This is a genomic window from Streptomyces sp. NPDC056480, from assembly GCF_042795405.1.
Taxonomy (GTDB): domain Bacteria; phylum Actinomycetota; class Actinomycetes; order Streptomycetales; family Streptomycetaceae; genus Streptomyces.
This window is the reverse complement of record NZ_JBHTSA010000006.1, coordinates 14,439-29,856: the sequence shown is the minus strand read 5'-3', so window position 1 is coordinate 29,856 and position 15,418 is coordinate 14,439. Positions and strand designations below refer to the sequence as shown.

Here is a 15,418-nt window from a genome sequence, read left to right as displayed (position 1 = left end):
ATCGGCATCCCGGAGGCTCCTATGCCCGACATGAACGGTACCTACAGCCCGGGCACCCCGTGCTGGATCGACCTGATGGTCCCTGACCAGCAGGCGGCCATCGACTTCTACAGCGACCTCTTCGGCTGGCAGGGCGAGATCGGCCCGGCGGAACAGGGCGGATATTCCGTCTGCACTCTCAAGGGCAAGCCTGTCGCCGGGATCATGAAGGCGATGAACCAGGACGGGACCGTTCCCGACCCGCTGCCGCCGACCGTGTGGACCACGTACCTGTCCACAGATGACATCAGCGCCACCATCAGCGCCGTCACCGGCGCCCACGGCACGGTCATGATGGGTCCGATGGACGTCATGGACCTCGGCAGGATGGCTCTGATCGCCGACCCGACCGGCGCTGTGATCGGTCTGTGGCAGCCCGGCACCTTCGCCGGTGCCGGCATCGTCAACGAACACGGCGCTCTGATCTGGAACGAGCTGACCACGAGCGACATCCCGGCGGCGTCTGCGTTCTACTCCGCCGTCCTCCCGGTGACCACGGCCCGCTCCGAGATGCCCAACGCCGAGGGCTACGTCGAGTTCAAGGTCGGCGGGCGCGCGGTGGGCGGGATGATGGACATGAGCCAGATGCCGCCGGGGGTGCCCTCGCACTGGCAGCCCTACTTCCACGTGGACAGCGTCGACGACATCCAAGCCGCCGCCGTTCGGGCGGGCGGCACTGTCCTGGCCCCGGCGTTCGACATGGCGGCGGGCCGCATGGCCGTGCTCGCGGATCCACAAGGCGGCGCGTTCTCAGTGATCACCGCCAGGAGCCCGGAACAGCCGTCCTGACGCCACCCCGCAAGGCCTTCGGCCGTCGCCTTCGTCTCCGCGGGGCGACGGCTCGGGACGACCGCAGTACATGGGCATAGAAGACAAATGGGAAATTTTGCGTCAAACTTTGTAAAGAAAGGTTTCCCCTGCTCGTGTGAGGGGTCCCCCATGCTCGACGTGCCGTCCTGGCTGTGGGTGGCGTTCGCCGTCACTGTCATCGTGTCGCTGGCCGTGGACCTGTTGGCGCACCGGGAGGCCCATGTCATCGGCTTCAAGGAGGCCGCGGCCTGGAGCGGCGTCTGGGTGGGCCTCGCCCTCCTCTTCGGTGCGGTCGTCTTCCTGGTCCTGGGGACGGCGCCGGGCGTGGAGTACACGACCGCGTGGTTGCTCGAGAAGAGCCTGTCGGTCGACAACCTGTTCGTCTTCGCGCTGATCTTCGCCTACTTCAAGGTGCCGCGCGCCTATCAGCATCGCGTGCTGTTCTTCGGCGTCATGGGCGCGCTGGTGTTCCGGGGCATCTTCCTGGCGGCCGGAGTGGCGGTCGTCAGCCGGTTCACGGCGGTGCTGTTCGCCTTCGCGGCCGTTCTCTTCTACAGCACCTACAAGATCCTCAAGGGCGAAGAGGGCGACTTCGACCCGGGCAAGAGCATCGCCGTGAGGCTGCTCCGCAAGATCGTGCCCGTCCGGGACGAGTACTACGGGATGAAGTTCTTCGTCCGGGAGGCCGGGAAGAGGGTGGCCACGCCGCTGCTCGCGGTGGTCGCGGCGATCGAGGCGGCGGACCTGGTCTTCGCCGTGGACAGCGTGCCGGCCGTCCTGGCGGTGAGTGACGACGCCTTCATCGTCTACACCAGCAACGCGTTCGCGATTCTCGGTCTGAGGGCCTTGTATTTCCTCCTGTCGGGCCTTCTCGACCGGTTCCACTATCTGAGCAAGGGCCTCGCGCTGATCCTCTCCTTCATCGGCGTGAAACTGATTCTCCAGGCCTCCCACAAGATGTTCAGCAGCAGCATTCCGGAGATCCCGTCACCGGTCAGCCTGGCGGTCATCGCCACGATCCTGGCGGTGTCCGTTGCGCTGAGTGTCCGGTATCCGCGCCCGTCGAACCATGAGGAGGCCGAACCCGCGGAAGGCGAGGGCGGCGATTCCCGGGGCGCGGTCGGTGAGCGTGCGCCGACGCGGGCGGACGCGGAAACGGGCGACCCGCCGCAGTCCGGGTGACCTGGCGCAGCCCGAATGACCCGTGGCTCTGAAGGTGAATGTGGGCCCTGTCGTGCGGCAGCCCTGTATCGGGCAGCCCTGGATCGGGCGGCGCTCAGGCCGGTGGCGTCACCGGAACCCCATCCTCGTAAAATCTTCGCCATTTTAGGGCAAAGTATCTTATTCTATGCATATGAGCAGAGGCGAGCATGCGTCGACACCGCAGGCCGGACATGTCTGCCCCGCCTGCCAAGAGCCCGTGACCGCGCAGATCACGAGGCACAAAACGATGGGAGTCTTCATTCCCCAGTGGAAGTCGGGCCCCTGCCACAACCCGACCTGCACGAAGTGCGTGCCCGACGCGCAGCACCCGTCGGCCGACAGAGAGAAGACATGACGGGGCGGTCGGCCGTCCAGGATGTCGTACCCCCTGAATACCCTGACCGCATGACTCTTTCTGTCGAGCAACTGGCCGGGTACGTGGAGTGGGGTCTGGACGACGACCTGGCGCGCTGGTTCCCGGACGCGCCGCCGGTTGAGGTGCCTGCCTCGACCCGCCCGGTCGAGCCGTTCCTCACCCGGCTCCCGCGGAACGCGGCCACGACGCTGGCCGTGTTCGACCGCAAGGTGCGCTCGGGAGACATGAGGCAGTGCCTCGATGTCTTCGACTGGTCGTACGCCTTCGACTTCGCGGCCAACGGCTGTTCCGTCCTGGACAGCGACTACACCACGGAACTCGGCGACGACGACGTGTGGTCCCTGGGCGCCGACGGCGGGGGCAGCCTGTACGTGATGCGCACCGACGGCCGTGTCGCTGTGTGGTTCCACGAGGAGGAGGTACTCGAGGAGGGCACGGGCTTCGACGATCTCGACGTGTTCGTCTGGTCCGCCGTGCGATTCCGGGCCGTCCGCGCGGGCGTGCTCGATCTCGCCGCCGTCGAGGCCGACTTCCGCTCGCTCGCCCAGCCGGGTGCCCTGGCGCCGGAGATCGGACTCCTGGCGTCGATGTCCTGACGTCCTGACCTGAATGAGCGGGCACCCTCCGCACCCCTCCCGGTCCAGGCGTACACCGCGCACCGCGCCGGCTCAGCGGACACAGACGGTGGCCGGCAACGGCCCCGGGAGGGCGTTGCGTTCGTCGTCGGTGAGGCCGCGGCCGAGGACCTTGCAGATGTGCCGCTTCCACAGTGCGGGGTCGAGGCGGGTGGGCGTCAGGGCGGACCTCGTGAACCCGATCGCCGTGCGTTCCAGCGCGGGGGTGCCGAGGAAGGACGTTCCGTCCGTGGTGGCGACGAAGCCCTGTTGGCCACTGAACTTGTACGTGTCCCGATAGGAGGGATCGTCCGCCTTGAGGAAGACGGCGGTACTGTCGTAGGCCACGACGAAGTCGGCGCCTGCCGGATTCCCGACCGTGAACTCCCCTGGTTCCAGGGGCCCGAGGGGGCCCAGCGCCCGTCGCGCCCGGTGTCCCGGCTCTGCGGACCACAGTTCTACGATGCGGCCCGTCGTGAGTAAGGAGAGGTACCGCCTGTCCTTGAGGAAGGCGACGGCGAGCAGGTCGTCGCCGAGCGTGATGAGCTGGTCCCTGCGCTCACGGCCAGTCCCCGGGGCGACCGCATGGAGGTGTGGTTCCCCATGAACGTACACCGCGATCACTCCTGGGATGCGATGCTCACCGACTCCGTACACGGGCTCGGCGCGGGACGTCAGCCGGAGATCGCCGAGGTCTCTCGGCGGGTTCAGCCGGCGTCCGGTGCCGGTGTCCCAGTGCTCGACCACGGGGCCGGAGAGCGTCACGAGCCGGCCATCGGCCTGGAAGTCGAGCGCGACGGGCTCGTTCTCCCCCTGGCGACCGCCCTTGGCGTCGCGGCGCGCCGCGGTGAAGGCGGAGACCACTTCCAGCGAGGGGAGTCGGCGGACCGTGATCCGGGATTCGTCTGACACGTCCGCCATGAGGGTCTCCGAGCCGTTGACGGCGAGGAGCTGGTCCTTGGAAGGTGGGGTCCTGGCCCTGTACGACACTTCGGACACCACGCCGTTGACGCCTTCGGTCTCCACCAGGGCCAGCCGACCGCCTGCCGCACCGGTGCGGACCAGCATGGTGCTGCCGTCTCCCGGCAACCGCGGTTCCCCGTATGCGATGTAGCCCTCTGCCGTGGTCAGCTTCTCGGCGCTGACCGCGGTGTCCGTCAGGACGGGCACGACCGGCGCGTCGCCGGTACCGAGCAGGGGAACGGCCGGCTGTCGCCGACGCGTAGAGAAGGGCCCACGAACGTGCGGGGTTCGGTGTCCCCGCTCGTCTTGAGGACCTCACCGCCCTCGTCGTCGATGACCCGGGCGCCACCCGTGAGCGGCTGTCCGCTCACTGCTGCCCGCTCTCGGCCTCAACGCCGTCGGCATCACGCTGAACCAGGCCGTTGCAGCGCCTCAAGGAGCGCGGAGACAGCTCCCTTGTTCCGCTGTGACAGCAGGACGAAGTGGTTCGTGACGTAGGCGACCGGGTCGGGGCGGGTACGGGGCCTGCCCGGTCCCAGACGATGTGCCTGGGGATCCGCATGGGCGGGCCGTACCGCTCTGGCACCCACCCCGCCACGGCGCCCCGGTCCGTGTCCGCCGTCGTGTGCCGTCGTTGCTCAGCTGCCGCTGAGCCCGTGCCGGAGGACGTCACGGCCTCTTGCCCGTCGGCAACAACGGCTTCAGCAGGGCCCACTGCGCATCGGCCAGATCTCCACGTTTCACGAAGGGAGATCATCCTCCGTCAACTGGCTGACGGGACGCGTCAGCGGCTGGGACGATCCGAGACGTGATCGCTTGGATGCACCGCACCCCGCACTGGGTGGTGATAGTGGTGTGCGCCACTGCAGCCGGCCTGCTCCTCGTTGGCGCCGTCGCCCATGTCACCGACCTTCTTCACCATGGCCTACAGGCTTACGACTGGGCTCCGAGGTGGCTCAACTTCTACTGGTCCTCCCTGGCGTTCCTCGACCTGCTCGCAGCTGCGCTTCTGATCAGCGGCAAACGCCGAGGGGTGGAGCTCGTCTGCGTCATCATGACGACCGACCTCGCCGCCAACGGGTACGCGATCTACGGCATCCAGCACAGCAACCTCGCCGCTCAGCCCGGCCTCCAACGACTGGTCGCCTTCACTGTATTCGTCTTGGGAACGGCGCCTTTCGTCCGACGGCACCTCAGCTGAGCCGATGGGAAGGTGACCCCCTTCCGAAACACGGCCTTGGGGGTCGGGGAGATCTCACGGACGAGCAGGGGTGGTGTTGGAGCCGTTGTTGCCGAGGGGGACGAAGGCGGGGCGGTCGCCTGTCTGGCCTCGGCGGCGACTGATCGACGGCTTACGGTTCCGGGTCCGGACCGGAGTCCCGTGGCAGGACGTCCCCGTCGAGTACGGGCCATGGAACCGGGGCTACGACCTGTTCCGCCGGTGGCAGCGCAACGGCACCTGGCACCGCATCCTCACCCGGCTCCACTCCTCGGCCGACGTGGCGGGTGCGATCACCTGGGACCTGAGCGTCGACTCCACGGTCTGCCGCGCCCAACAGTAGAAAGAGCCGCCGGGCGGCGTGCTCACCGAGCCTGGAGACCACGGACTGGGACGCTCGCGCGGCGGGTTCACGACCAAGCTGCACCTGGCTGTCGAGCAGCGCCAGAGACCCATGTCGATCGTGGTCACGGCTGGGCAGCGCGCCGACTCGCCGCAGTTCGAGCCTGTGCTGGAGAAGGTTCGCGTGCCTCGCATCGGTCCGGGCCGGCCACGCGTCCGCCCCAACCGGGTCCGCGCGGACAAGGCGTACGCCTCCCGCAAGAACCGTGCCCACCTGTGCCGCCGGGGGATCCGCTGCACCATCCCCGGCAAGACCGACCAGGCACGCAACTGCCAAAAGCTCGGCTCCCGCGGTGGCTGGCCGCCGCAGTTCGACCCGGTCGACTACCGCGAGCGCCACGCGTTGGAGCGCGGGATCAACCGCCTCAAGAGGCACCGTGCTGTCGCCACGCGATACGACAAGCTCGCGGTCTGCTACGAGGCGACCGTCCTCGTCGCGGCAACCAACGAGTGACTGTGAGCCTCGGTCATCACGCGTTGACGTCCACGTTCCACGCCTCCGGCAGATCGCCTCCGCAGAAGACGCAGGCGAAGTCGTCCTCGCGCACGATGTTGTGCTCCTGGCAGCCAGGGCACCGGCGGAACACCACTTCGTGGGTAAAGCCGGAGGGACGTTCGAGCCCCACCTCGTCCAGAGCACAAGCGACTTCCGGCCAGGAGCCGATGTCAGGGCAGTACCCGGTGGACTGGTTGCTGACCTCGCCCACGGCCCACCGCCCCGCCTCGCGCAAGAAACCGATCTCGCCGGCGCCCAGAACATAGGCTCCGCCGGCACAGGCCACGTGCTCACTCCGCCGCGGCGCCAGCCGAAGCACACCGTCCGTGCCGACCACGAAGGTGAACGGCTCTGCCAGCTCCGCCGCCGATTGCCCAGCGATCCAGTGGCCGAATTCAACTGCCGAGCTGATCCGGCACCCGCCACTGCCAGGCCGGACGGCAGCCTTCAGCTCGATCGGTCCGACGTATCGGTAACTCCGCCCCTGCGCACTCACATTAGCCAACCTAGAGCACCTCGACACACCCCCTAGTGCTGACGACATCCGCTGGACTGTGTCGGTGGACTCCACCGTCTGCCGGGTCCACCAGCACGCCGCCGAAGCGAGGAAGAAGGGGGCGCCATTTCAGGCTGAGTCCGATGACCATGCGCGCGCTCGTGCGTTCCCGCGGCGGCCTGAGCGCGAGAGTCCATCTCGTCAGCTATGGCCATGCGCGGCCCCTGGCCCTCCGCGTCACGGCGGGACAGGCGGGCGAGACGCCGGCCTTCGAGGGGGTCTTGGCAGGTCTCCGTGTTCCGCGAAGCGGGCCAGGAAGACCGCGGACCTGGCCGGACGCCGTCCTTGCGGACCGCGCGCATTCATGCCGCGCGATCCGCGAGCATCTTCGGCGGCGAGGCATCCGTGCCGCGATCCCGCAGCCCGTCGAACAGGTCGGTCACCGGCTGCGGCGAGGTCGCGCCGGTGGCCGCCCGCCCGGCTTCGATGCCGAGGTGTACAAGCAGCGCAACGCGGTCGAGCGATGCATCAACCGGCTCAAGCAGTGGCACGGCCCGGCCATGCGAACGGACAAGCTCGCCATGGCCTACCGGGCAGCGCTCCACCTCGCCGCCATCTTTGTCGGGGCCCGGGCGTAGGAGCGTCGGGCCGCATGATGTGGAGAGGCACGTCCGCAGCCCAGCGTGGCAGCATGCGGCCATGGTCTTTCGACACCCCGGCGGCGACTACGCGATCACCACGATGTACTCGGTGCCCGATGACGCCTGGTATCTGGATCTCGTGAACGGGCAACGGACTCTCGTGACCGCGATCGTCCCCGACGAGGATCCGGCACGGGAGCCGACGGTGTGCTGCAACCCGAACGCAGGGCACACTGACGTCCCGTACGAGGTCATGCGCTGGTTCATGGACCAGGTCGATGAAGAGATCCGTAGCTCCCGTGCCTGGATGCAGCTGAGACCGGACCTCGTCGAGATCATCTACCAACTCCGTCAGGAGCACATGGGCGTCATCGACGATGACGACTTTCCCCAGGTTCTGGCAGACGTGCGCACCATGCTCCCCAAGGAAGACGTCCCCGCCGTTCTAGAGGCCGCCTTCGGGCGGAATCCCGACGGCACCACCATGAACCATCCGTAAACGCCCCGGCCTGTAGATGATCAAGGAGGCAGGACCTAGCAGCCGCCGCGCTCCGTGAGGGCGTGAGGACCGTCCTCACGAAGTCCCCCTCGCAGCTACGGCATAGCCCGCCGGCGCCGCCTCATTGAAGCAACGAGGCGCGTGGACCCGCATCCGTCACCCGACCGCTCACCTGAGGTCACCGCATGTCCGCACGTCGTACGTCCCTGGTCCTCGCCCTCGCCCTCGCCCTGGCCGTGCCGGCACTCAACGGCTGACGAGAGGCCTCGATGTCGAGCGGGATACGGGGACGGCCCGGGCGAGACGGCCGAGGAGGCTCGCGCGGTCCCAGACCAGCTCCATCGCGAGCAGTCCGGCCGCGTGCTGCGACACGGTGGCCGCGCTGGGACACGTCTCCCGGATTGATCGCGGTACGTGCCAGCGGACCTCTGCGCAGAACGGCCCGCACGATGGCGGCGCCGTCGTGCTGGTCGGCTGGTCTTCCGTCCGGCGTTACGGCGCATGGCGGTTCTGCGAAGCCGTCGCGGACCGGCGTGCTGAGTCCCGCAGGTACGAGTGGTCCTCGTCCGGGGGCCGGGGCAGGCTCAAGCGCCGGGTGAGCGGGATTGCGCACGATGCGGGGGAGTGCGGGATCAACCGCATCGAGCGGTACCGCGCTGTGGCAGCCCGGCACGGCGTACGAACTGGCCGTCCGACGTGACGCGACCGTGCTGGTCGCGGTCATCGACGAAACGGCACGTGGTCACCCTGCCGTAGCCGCCGCGTCTCCTGGGCCGCCGGGAGGACAACCGGACCGGTCGGCACCGACGATTGCTCTGGCAGGCCGCTCAGGCCAAGGGCGCAGGACGCGGGTGATGGACCTCGACGCGGTGGGACGTCCGAGCATGTCTGTCCGACGGTGCCGGGCGGGGGCGACCCCGTGGTGGAGCGGGTGTCGAACGTGCCCTGCTTCCGGAGCCCCCGACCGTCTGGGCGCGTACTCCGCAGCCCGGGCATGCTTTCCCCACCCGCCCCCACCCGCCCCCACCCGTCCCATCCGTCCCATCCGGCAGGGGGGGCCGACGGAATGGATTCCCGGGCCTCAGCCAGGCTCGTTCGACGCGGCCGGAGTGACGGAACCGGGGGCGACCAGCGCCGCAAGCTCCAGTGACCGCAGCTGCGCTTCCCGATCCGCCGGCACGTACTCGTCCGCGGCGGCAGCCGCGTCCAGCACCTCCCGGATCTCGGCGGCCGTCAGGCTGCCCGCTTCCGCCGCGGCCACAAGACCGTCAGCCCGGCCGCGGGGCAGGCCGCGCTCCGACGCGATCACGTCGCGCAGCAGTTCATCGCGCACCGCGAAACGGCTCATTCCGCAGTCGAGGCCGTCATCGTCCAAGTCGTCCGGGTAGGGCGCACGAGCCCAGGCACCGTTCTCGTACCAGTACACACAGCCCAGCTCCCAGCCCTCCAACAGCTCGCGAAGGTGCTCGTACGGCAGCCAGTCCGGCGCCTGCGCCAGCATGTCGATCGAGGGCTCGTGCCACTTCACGGCACTGGACTCGTCCTCGCCGTACAGCAGGTAGCGGCCTTCTCCCATCTGCTGGAAGGTCCAGCAGGTGCAGCCGCGATCGTCGAGGTGCAGACCGCTGCCGTCAATCCATGTGCCGCCGCGGTGAACGCCTTGGGCTTCCGCCTTCGCCGTGGCCTCCAGCGCGGCGACCAGGGCCCAGCGCGCCCACAACACTTCGGCTGCCGGCAGGTTCTCCGGCCGGCCAGGCCTGTCGATCGCCTTTCCGTCCCCCAGTCCATCCCGTACTCGTACAGTGCCGCATGACGGCGGAACCATGATCGTGGAATCGTAGACCAGTGCTGGTACGGGTTCCTGGACAGCTGACGGCAGCCGGGCCCCGCAAGTGTGTCGGCACAGCCGCAGCCCTGACCGGCTACCGCCGCTTGACCGGCCTTCTCATGGTCTGAGCCGGTTCTGCTGTGCGTCGAAGCAGATCAGGCCCATGGACTCCGCGACGGCCGCCGCGTGGGCCGACGCCTCCTCGGCCATGCTCCACCGCATGGGGAAGTAGATCAGCGGACCACTGGCCTCGCCGATCAGCGGCCCGGTCGACCAGGGCGAGGTCCCCTCCTCGTCCTCGGTGAGGTCGCACCACCGTTCGAGCAACACGGCCACGTAGCCCGCGATGCGCTCGGACGGAGGCTCTTCCACTCCACTGCCGATGTAGCGGTGGTACAGGTCGTCGAAGACCAGGCCGGCGGTCTTGTCATTCGCCGGTCTATCGCCTTCCCACACAGCAAGGTCGTAGCTCATGCCAGGAGGCTGTCATGCCGCTCTGACAGTCGTAAGGAACGGCGTTCCAGTGGGGGGCTTGCCGAGTGGTGGGGTTCCCGGCGCTCGGATCGCGGTCGGTGCCGTGTCGGGTGGTCGCCCGTCCGGGGCTCCTACCCGGACGGGTGGACTCCCGGGGCGCACTACCGCGCCCGCGCGCCGTACGGCTTCGATCTGGACATTCCTGGTTCGGCGCGGCCGGCATCACACGCCGTCGGCCTGCTTCGCCCTCGGAGGGACGAACCGGATCCGGCCGAGGCGCTCCGGAGTGCGCCCCCTGTGCACCCGGCGCGGTGTTCCGCCTGGTGCGGCAAGGGCAGAGGGCTGGGGGTGATGGCTCGCGTCGTGCACCTCTGGCACGGCGGAGGACCGAAGGGGTGGGAATGATACGAGTGACGGTTGTCTACGAGGCGCAGCTCCTGCGGACCGCTCTGGCCGAACTGCTGAGGTCGGGCGGGCTCATGGTGGTCTCCTCGCTGCCGCGATGGCCGCACGGCCCGGCGACGGGGATGCCCGAACCGGACGTGTACGTGGCGGACGCCGAGTGTCTGCCGCCCGCGGCGAAGCGGCCCGTGGCCGCTGCCGCACCGCCCACGGGGGAGTGCTCGGGCGTCCGTCCGGCTCTGCTGGCCCTCGTCGCCGGGAAGCGGCCGGGGGTTCTGCGGCGGGCCCATGCCGCGGGGGCGAGCGGCTTCGTCGACCAGAACGCCCCGAAGCATCGATTACTGGAGGCCGTGCACCGTCTGGCCAAGGGGGAGCGCTACATCGACGACACGCTCGCGCTGGGGTTCCTCCAGGCCGCGGAGATGCCCCTGACCCGGCGTGAGTTGAGCGTCCTCGCGCTGGCCGCCGACGGAGCGCCGGTCGCCGAGATCGCCGCGACGCTGTTCCTGACCAAGGGCACGGTCCGCAACTACATGGCGAGCGTCATTCGCAAGGTCGGCGCACGGAACCGCGTGGACGCCATCCGGATCGCCCAGGGCGCCGGCTGGACCTGAGCACTGCGGCGGCGTGCGCGCGGGCGCGGTCCGCTCACTCCTGGACCTGGTTCCAGTGCCCCACGAGATCGCGGTAGAGAGCGGAACGCGCGAGCAGCTCGTCGTGCGTTCCGTACTGGGCCCGGGTGCCGTCGAGGACGAGGACCCTGTCGGCTCGGAGTGCCGACGACAACCGGTGGGCGACCACGATCAGGGTGCCCGGCCGGGCACTGAGAGCCCGCTCGGCCGTGGCCTCCGCGACGGGGTCCAGGTGGCAGGTCGCCTCGTCGAGCAGCAGCAGCGGGGCGGGGGCCAGATGGGCGCGCCCCAGCGCGATCAGCTGGCGTTCGCCGAGGGACAGGGCGTCGGGCGTCAGCGTACGGTCGAGCCCGCCCACCCGGTCGACGAGCGGTTCCAGGGCGAGTGCGTCCACGGCGCGGTCGACGGCGGCCCGGTCGGCGTCGGGCCGCAGGTACCGCAGGTTGTCCCGCAGGGTGCCCGTGAAGACGTACGCCTCCTGGGGGGCAAGGACGCGCAGTGCGGTGAGCTCCGAAGGCGGGCAGGCCGCGACGGGACGGCCGAAGAGCCGTACGTCGCCCTGATCGGGGGTGAGCATGCCGGCCGCGACGTGCAGCAGGGTCGACTTGCCGATGCCGCTCGGGCCGACCACGGCGAGGTGTTCCCCCTGCTCGACGGTCAGTTCCAGCGCGTCCAGTACGGGGCGTGCGCCGGGGCCGTACGAGGCGTGTACGTGGCGCAGCACCAGCGCCGTGGCGGCCCGACCGCCCTCACGGCGCGGGCCGGGCGGTGCGGCGGCGGAGGCTGGGGGAGGGGGCGTGGCCGGGGCCGGGGGAGGCGTCGGGGTCCGGGGCAGCGGCTGGGTGAGCCGGTCGAGGACGACGAAGAGCCGCGCGCCCGCCGCGCCCAGGACGGTCATCAGTGTGTGCAGCGCGGGGAGCAGCGACTGGAGCACGTAGGTGAGCGCACCCACCACGGCCCCGGCCGTGACGCCCTGGCGGAGAAGCCACGGCGTCGTGACGAGGAGCAGGAGGACCGGCAGCTGTCCGGCCGTCGCCACCGAGAACGTGCGGACGGACGCCCAGCGGGCCAGGGCGCGTTGGGCGGCGGCCGCCTCGTCGACGGCACGGCGGTTCTGCGCGGCGGTCGCCTCCTGGGCGCCGCAGGCCACGATGTCCCGCAGGGCGGTGCGGGTGATCTCGGCGCGCCGGCCGACGGCCTCGTCCGCGTCGAGGTACCGGTGCTGGGCCCGCGCCATGGGCCGCAGGGAGGCCGTGAACAGGGCGAGGCCCAGGGCCAGGGGCGGAAGTACGACGAGGAGGAACTGCGGCGCGAGCGACAGCAGGCCGACGAGGGCCCCCACGGCGACGAAGACGAAGGAGCGGGTGGCGAGCACCAGTCCGGCGAAGCTGTCCCGGGCGATCTCGGTCTGACTCGTCAGCCGGGACACCGCTGTGGCGTCCACACCCCGGCCCCTGCCACCGCCCCCGCCTGTGGTCGTGGCGGCGCGCAGGGCGCGTACCACCGACCCCCGTACGAGCTGGTCGCGCAGTGGTTCCGTGAGGTGGGGGAGCTGGGCGAAGACGCCCCGGACGACGGGAGCGCCGAGCAGGATGGCCATGGCGGCCCCCGCCAGCCAGAGGAGCCCGGTCGAGGGTGCGGCCCTCAGGAATCCGTCGTCGAGGGAGCGGGCCACGCAGTAGCCGCCGAGGAACGTCTGCGCGGATTCGGCGGCGGACCAGGCCGCCAGCTTCGCCAGGACGCGTCTGCGGCGGATGAGGAGGGACCGGAGCGAGGCCGTGACGCGCCGGGTCGAGCCCGTCTCGCCGAAGACGGCAGCCGGTGCGGGACAGGTGACGCTTCCGGGCGCGTCCTTCCCGTCGGAGGCGCCAGCCGGTGCGGCACAGGTGACGCTTCCAGGCGTGTGCTTCCCGTCGGAGGCGTCAGCCGGTGTCGGACGGGGGATGGGCTGCGCCGAGCCCGTCTCGCCGAAGACGGCAGCCGGTGCAGGACAGGTGACGCTTCCGGGCGCGTCCGTTTCGCCGGAGGCGGCACCCGGTACGGGACAGGTGACGCTACCGGGCGCGTCCGTTTCGCCGCGGGCGGCAGCCGGTGTCGGACGGGTGATGCGCTGCGCCGAGCCCGCTTCCCCGTGGACGGCCGCCGGCGCCGGACGGGCCGTCGCCTTCGGCGTGGTCGGTTCCTTCGCCCGCCCCGGCCCCGGAGCGGGCGTCACGCGTCCGCTCCCGTCCCCGGGACGGCCGACGACGGCAGAGCGCACGAGTCGGCGGTCTCCGGGGGAGCGTCCGGCCCGGTGGACCAGCGCGCGGCGTCCGCAGGACGGGCCTCCGCGGTGAACACCGCGCGGTACTCCGGATCCTCCCAGAGCAGGCTGTGCGGTCCGGACCTCCGGACGCGGCCTGCCTCCATCCAGACGACCAGGTCCGCCCGGGCGGCCGTGGACACCCGGTGGGCCACGATCAGCCTGGTGCACGCCCGTGACGGTGTGGCGAGGGCCGTCTCCACCTGACGTTCGGTGGCCGTGTCCAGGCTCGACGTCGCGTCGTCGAGGATCATGAGACGGCCCAGGCCGATGAACGCCCGTGCCAGACCGAGGCGTTGGGCCTCGCCGCCGGAGAGCGGGGCGTCGTCCACCGGGGTCTCGTACCCCAGCGGCAGCAGTTGGACGAAGGTGTCGGCGCAGGCGGCCGTCGCGGCGTCCCGGATGGTCGTCGGCGTGGCCGGGCTCCGGGCGGGCCCGGTCCCGGCGGCCAGCGCGGCTCCGATGGTGGGGGTGGCCCCGGCGTCGAAGACGGGACGCGCGAAGGCGTGCGCGGTCGCCCCGCGCAGCTCCGATCGGGACAGTTCCGCCAGGTCGACTCCGTCCAGGCGGACGCTCCCGGCGTCGGGGTCGGTCAGCCGGCCCGCGACGGCGGCCAGGGTCGACTTGCCCGCTCCGGACCGGCCCACGACGGCGACCGTCGACCCGCCGCGGATCGTGAGCGTCACGTCCGCGATCAGGGGGAAGCCGTCGCGCGTCACCCGTACTCCCCGCAGGTCCAGGTCCCCGGGCGTGTTGGGTGGAAGGACCGCGGAGCCGTACGACAGCGGTGCCAGATCGGCGAGTTCGGAGATGCGGCCGGCCGCGCTGCGGGCTCGGACCAGGGTGCCGAGTGGTGCCGCGATGCCTCCGATCCCGGCGGCGAGCGCCGCGTACCGCGAGGCGGCGAGCAGTCCGCCCACGCTGAGCTCGCCGGCCGCGAGAGCGACTCCCGCGACCGCCACGACGGCCGTCGTGAGCAGGGGCAGGAGGACGCCGCTGCGGGCCACGGCGCGGCCGTGGACGAGCCACATGCGGGTGCCGTGCCGTGTCATGTCCGCCAGCGGGGCGAGGACGCGCTCCTCCTCGAACCGTGCCGTGTCGGCGGCGGCGATGGTACGGGCGCCGCCGAGTGCTTCGGCCAGTCGGGCGGCGACGGCGCCCTGCGCCCGCTGGTAGTGGCCGACCGAGTCGGAGGACTGGGTGGCGTACGCGCGGAGCAGCAGCAGGAGCAGGGGCAGACCGGCCACGAAGACGGCGGCGGTCCAGGGGTGGATGAGCGCCAGGGCGACGAGTGCGCCGATCGGCACGAGCACGGACGACACCGAGGTCGCGAGGGCCGCCGGGGCTGTGCCGCTGTCGGTGGCGTTGACGCACAGCCGGGCGGCGACGTCGCCGCCCGAGTGGGGTGCTGCCCGGTGGGGAGCGGTGCCGAGGAGACCGCCCAGGGCGCGCAGCCGGATCCAGGCGGTGGCGCGGGCATTGGTCAGCTGCGTCAGAAGCACCGCGCAGGTCTCCAGGAGTACTTCGGCCGCGAGCAGTACGGCGGTCCACAGCAGCCACGTCCCCGCCCCGAGCTGGTGGCGCAGCAGCAGGTCCAGGGTCCTGCCGGCGAGCGCGGGTACGGCGAGCGAGCAGGCCGCGCTGGCGACCGAGCACAGCAGCAGCGCCGCGGTGGTGCCCGCCGTGTGCCGTATGGCGCCGCGGAGCAGCCGGTCGGAACCGGTCGGCGAGGCCATCCGACCCCCTCTCTTCCCCTCCGGGAGCGATGTCGCCGCCGGGCCGCCGGTGCCCGGACCCGACGGCCGGAGCCCCGGGAGCAGCGCTCCCGGGGCCCCGTGACTTCTCACCGGCGCTCGGGACGCCGTGTGGGAAGACGGATCGGGTCAGTTACAGGTCGTGACGCTGAGGCTGCTGTCACCGCAGAGGAGGAGGCTCGCGCGGCTGCCGGTCTCGACGTCGCCGATGGCCTCGTCCTTGGGGGTCTCCAGCGACTGAAGGTCGAAGAGGTTCATGATCGTTTCC

At 70.7% G+C, this 15,418-nt stretch carries 14 protein-coding genes and 2 pseudogenes; 8 read left to right on the top strand and 8 right to left on the bottom strand.

The features are described from left to right. Positions 1-30: 30 nt before the first annotated feature. The 3 genes from ACFQ79_RS04935 (at position 31) to ACFQ79_RS04925 (ending at position 3,024) form a co-directional block, all read left to right on the top strand. A complete protein-coding gene (locus ACFQ79_RS04935; protein WP_383579420.1) occupies positions 31-828 on the top strand; it encodes a VOC family protein in 798 nt (265 codons plus the stop codon). Positions 829-978: 150 nt separating this feature from the next. Further along, positions 979-2,031, top strand: a complete 1,053-nt coding sequence (locus ACFQ79_RS04930; RefSeq protein WP_383579510.1) for a TerC family protein — start codon at positions 979-981, stop codon at positions 2,029-2,031. Between the two features lie 426 nt (positions 2,032-2,457). After that, the gene (locus ACFQ79_RS04925; protein ID WP_383579419.1) at positions 2,458-3,024 is read left to right on the top strand and encodes a hypothetical protein; all 567 of its coding nucleotides are present in this window, start codon (positions 2,458-2,460) and stop codon (positions 3,022-3,024) included. Positions 3,025-3,096: 72 nt separating this feature from the next. On the opposite strand, the gene ACFQ79_RS04920 is transcribed toward ACFQ79_RS04925, so the two are convergent. Continuing rightward, positions 3,097-4,212, bottom strand: coding sequence for a hypothetical protein (locus ACFQ79_RS04920; RefSeq protein ID WP_383579418.1), 1,116 nt, complete (start codon positions 4,210-4,212; stop codon positions 3,097-3,099). 601 nt (positions 4,213-4,813) lie between these two features. Here ACFQ79_RS04920 and ACFQ79_RS04915 point away from each other — a divergent pair. After that, a complete protein-coding gene (locus ACFQ79_RS04915; protein ID WP_383579518.1) occupies positions 4,814-5,206 on the top strand; it encodes a hypothetical protein in 393 nt (130 codons plus the stop codon). Next, positions 5,203-6,080: pseudogene (locus ACFQ79_RS04910) on the top strand (IS5 family transposase). Before ACFQ79_RS04915 ends, ACFQ79_RS04910 begins: the two are co-directional and overlap by 4 nt. Before the next feature lie 16 nt (positions 6,081-6,096). Here the strand turns inward: ACFQ79_RS04910 and ACFQ79_RS04905 are convergent. Then, the gene (locus ACFQ79_RS04905) at positions 6,097-6,618 is read right to left on the bottom strand and encodes a hypothetical protein (protein WP_383579417.1); all 522 of its coding nucleotides are present in this window, start codon (positions 6,616-6,618) and stop codon (positions 6,097-6,099) included. A gap of 34 nt (positions 6,619-6,652) precedes the next feature. Between ACFQ79_RS04905 and ACFQ79_RS04900 the strand changes: the two are divergent. Together ACFQ79_RS04900 and ACFQ79_RS04895 are read left to right on the top strand one after the other, a co-directional pair. Then, positions 6,653-7,256 (top strand): annotated as a pseudogene (locus ACFQ79_RS04900) (IS5 family transposase); the annotation flags it as partial. A gap of 61 nt (positions 7,257-7,317) precedes the next feature. Next, positions 7,318-7,758 (top strand): hypothetical protein, encoded by a 441-nt coding sequence (locus ACFQ79_RS04895; protein ID WP_383579416.1) that lies wholly within the window; start codon positions 7,318-7,320, stop codon positions 7,756-7,758. A 246-nt stretch (positions 7,759-8,004) separates the two neighbouring features. On the opposite strand, the gene ACFQ79_RS04890 is transcribed toward ACFQ79_RS04895, so the two are convergent. From ACFQ79_RS04890 to ACFQ79_RS04880, 3 genes are all read right to left on the bottom strand, one after another. Continuing rightward, the gene (locus ACFQ79_RS04890) at positions 8,005-8,130 is read right to left on the bottom strand and encodes a hypothetical protein (protein WP_383579415.1); all 126 of its coding nucleotides are present in this window, start codon (positions 8,128-8,130) and stop codon (positions 8,005-8,007) included. Positions 8,131-8,839: 709 nt separating this feature from the next. Continuing rightward, the gene (locus tag ACFQ79_RS04885) at positions 8,840-9,583 is read right to left on the bottom strand and encodes a hypothetical protein (protein ID WP_383579414.1); all 744 of its coding nucleotides are present in this window, start codon (positions 9,581-9,583) and stop codon (positions 8,840-8,842) included. Between the two features lie 120 nt (positions 9,584-9,703). Then, positions 9,704-10,060: a hypothetical protein gene (locus tag ACFQ79_RS04880; RefSeq protein WP_383579413.1), complete on the bottom strand. Its 357-nt coding sequence runs from the start codon at positions 10,058-10,060 to the stop codon at positions 9,704-9,706. Between the two features lie 401 nt (positions 10,061-10,461). On the opposite strand from ACFQ79_RS04880, the gene ACFQ79_RS04875 reads away from it, so the two are divergent. Further along, positions 10,462-11,076 carry a LuxR C-terminal-related transcriptional regulator gene (locus tag ACFQ79_RS04875; protein ID WP_383579412.1) on the top strand — a complete coding sequence of 205 codons (615 nt, stop codon included), beginning with the start codon at positions 10,462-10,464 and terminating at the stop codon, positions 11,074-11,076. A gap of 34 nt (positions 11,077-11,110) precedes the next feature. On the opposite strand, the gene ACFQ79_RS04870 is transcribed toward ACFQ79_RS04875, so the two are convergent. The 3 genes from ACFQ79_RS04870 to ACFQ79_RS04860 form a co-directional block, all read right to left on the bottom strand. Next, positions 11,111-13,309: an ATP-binding cassette domain-containing protein gene (locus tag ACFQ79_RS04870; RefSeq protein WP_383579411.1), complete on the bottom strand. Its 2,199-nt coding sequence runs from the start codon at positions 13,307-13,309 to the stop codon at positions 11,111-11,113. Continuing rightward, on the bottom strand, positions 13,306-15,132 hold the full coding sequence (locus ACFQ79_RS04865; RefSeq protein WP_383579410.1) for an ATP-binding cassette domain-containing protein: 1,827 nt from the start codon (positions 15,130-15,132) through the stop codon (positions 13,306-13,308). The genes ACFQ79_RS04870 and ACFQ79_RS04865 overlap by 4 nt, the downstream gene beginning before the upstream one ends. A gap of 147 nt (positions 15,133-15,279) precedes the next feature. Further along, the gene (locus ACFQ79_RS04860) at positions 15,280-15,408 is read right to left on the bottom strand and encodes a SapB/AmfS family lanthipeptide (protein ID WP_015037662.1); all 129 of its coding nucleotides are present in this window, start codon (positions 15,406-15,408) and stop codon (positions 15,280-15,282) included. Between the last annotated feature and the right edge of the window lie 10 nt (positions 15,409-15,418).

What these genes read in the sequence shown, in the direction of transcription:
- ACFQ79_RS04935 (WP_383579420.1), top strand. Translation starts at nt 31, where the DNA reads ATGAACGGTACCTACAGCCCGGGCACCCCGTGCTGGATCGACCTGATG.
- ACFQ79_RS04930 (WP_383579510.1), top strand. Translation starts at nt 979, where the DNA reads ATGCTCGACGTGCCGTCCTGGCTGTGGGTGGCGTTCGCCGTCACTGTC.
- ACFQ79_RS04925 (WP_383579419.1), top strand. Translation starts at nt 2,458, where the DNA reads ATGACTCTTTCTGTCGAGCAACTGGCCGGGTACGTGGAGTGGGGTCTG.
- ACFQ79_RS04895 (WP_383579416.1), top strand. Translation starts at nt 7,318, where the DNA reads ATGGTCTTTCGACACCCCGGCGGCGACTACGCGATCACCACGATGTAC.
- ACFQ79_RS04885 (WP_383579414.1), bottom strand. Translation starts at nt 9,583, where the DNA reads ATGGTTCCGCCGTCATGCGGCACTGTACGAGTACGGGATGGACTGGGG.
- ACFQ79_RS04880 (WP_383579413.1), bottom strand. Translation starts at nt 10,060, where the DNA reads ATGAGCTACGACCTTGCTGTGTGGGAAGGCGATAGACCGGCGAATGAC.
- ACFQ79_RS04875 (WP_383579412.1), top strand. Translation starts at nt 10,462, where the DNA reads ATGATACGAGTGACGGTTGTCTACGAGGCGCAGCTCCTGCGGACCGCT.
- ACFQ79_RS04865 (WP_383579410.1), bottom strand. Translation starts at nt 15,132, where the DNA reads ATGGCCTCGCCGACCGGTTCCGACCGGCTGCTCCGCGGCGCCATACGG.
- ACFQ79_RS04860 (WP_015037662.1), bottom strand. Translation starts at nt 15,408, where the DNA reads ATGAACCTCTTCGACCTTCAGTCGCTGGAGACCCCCAAGGACGAGGCC.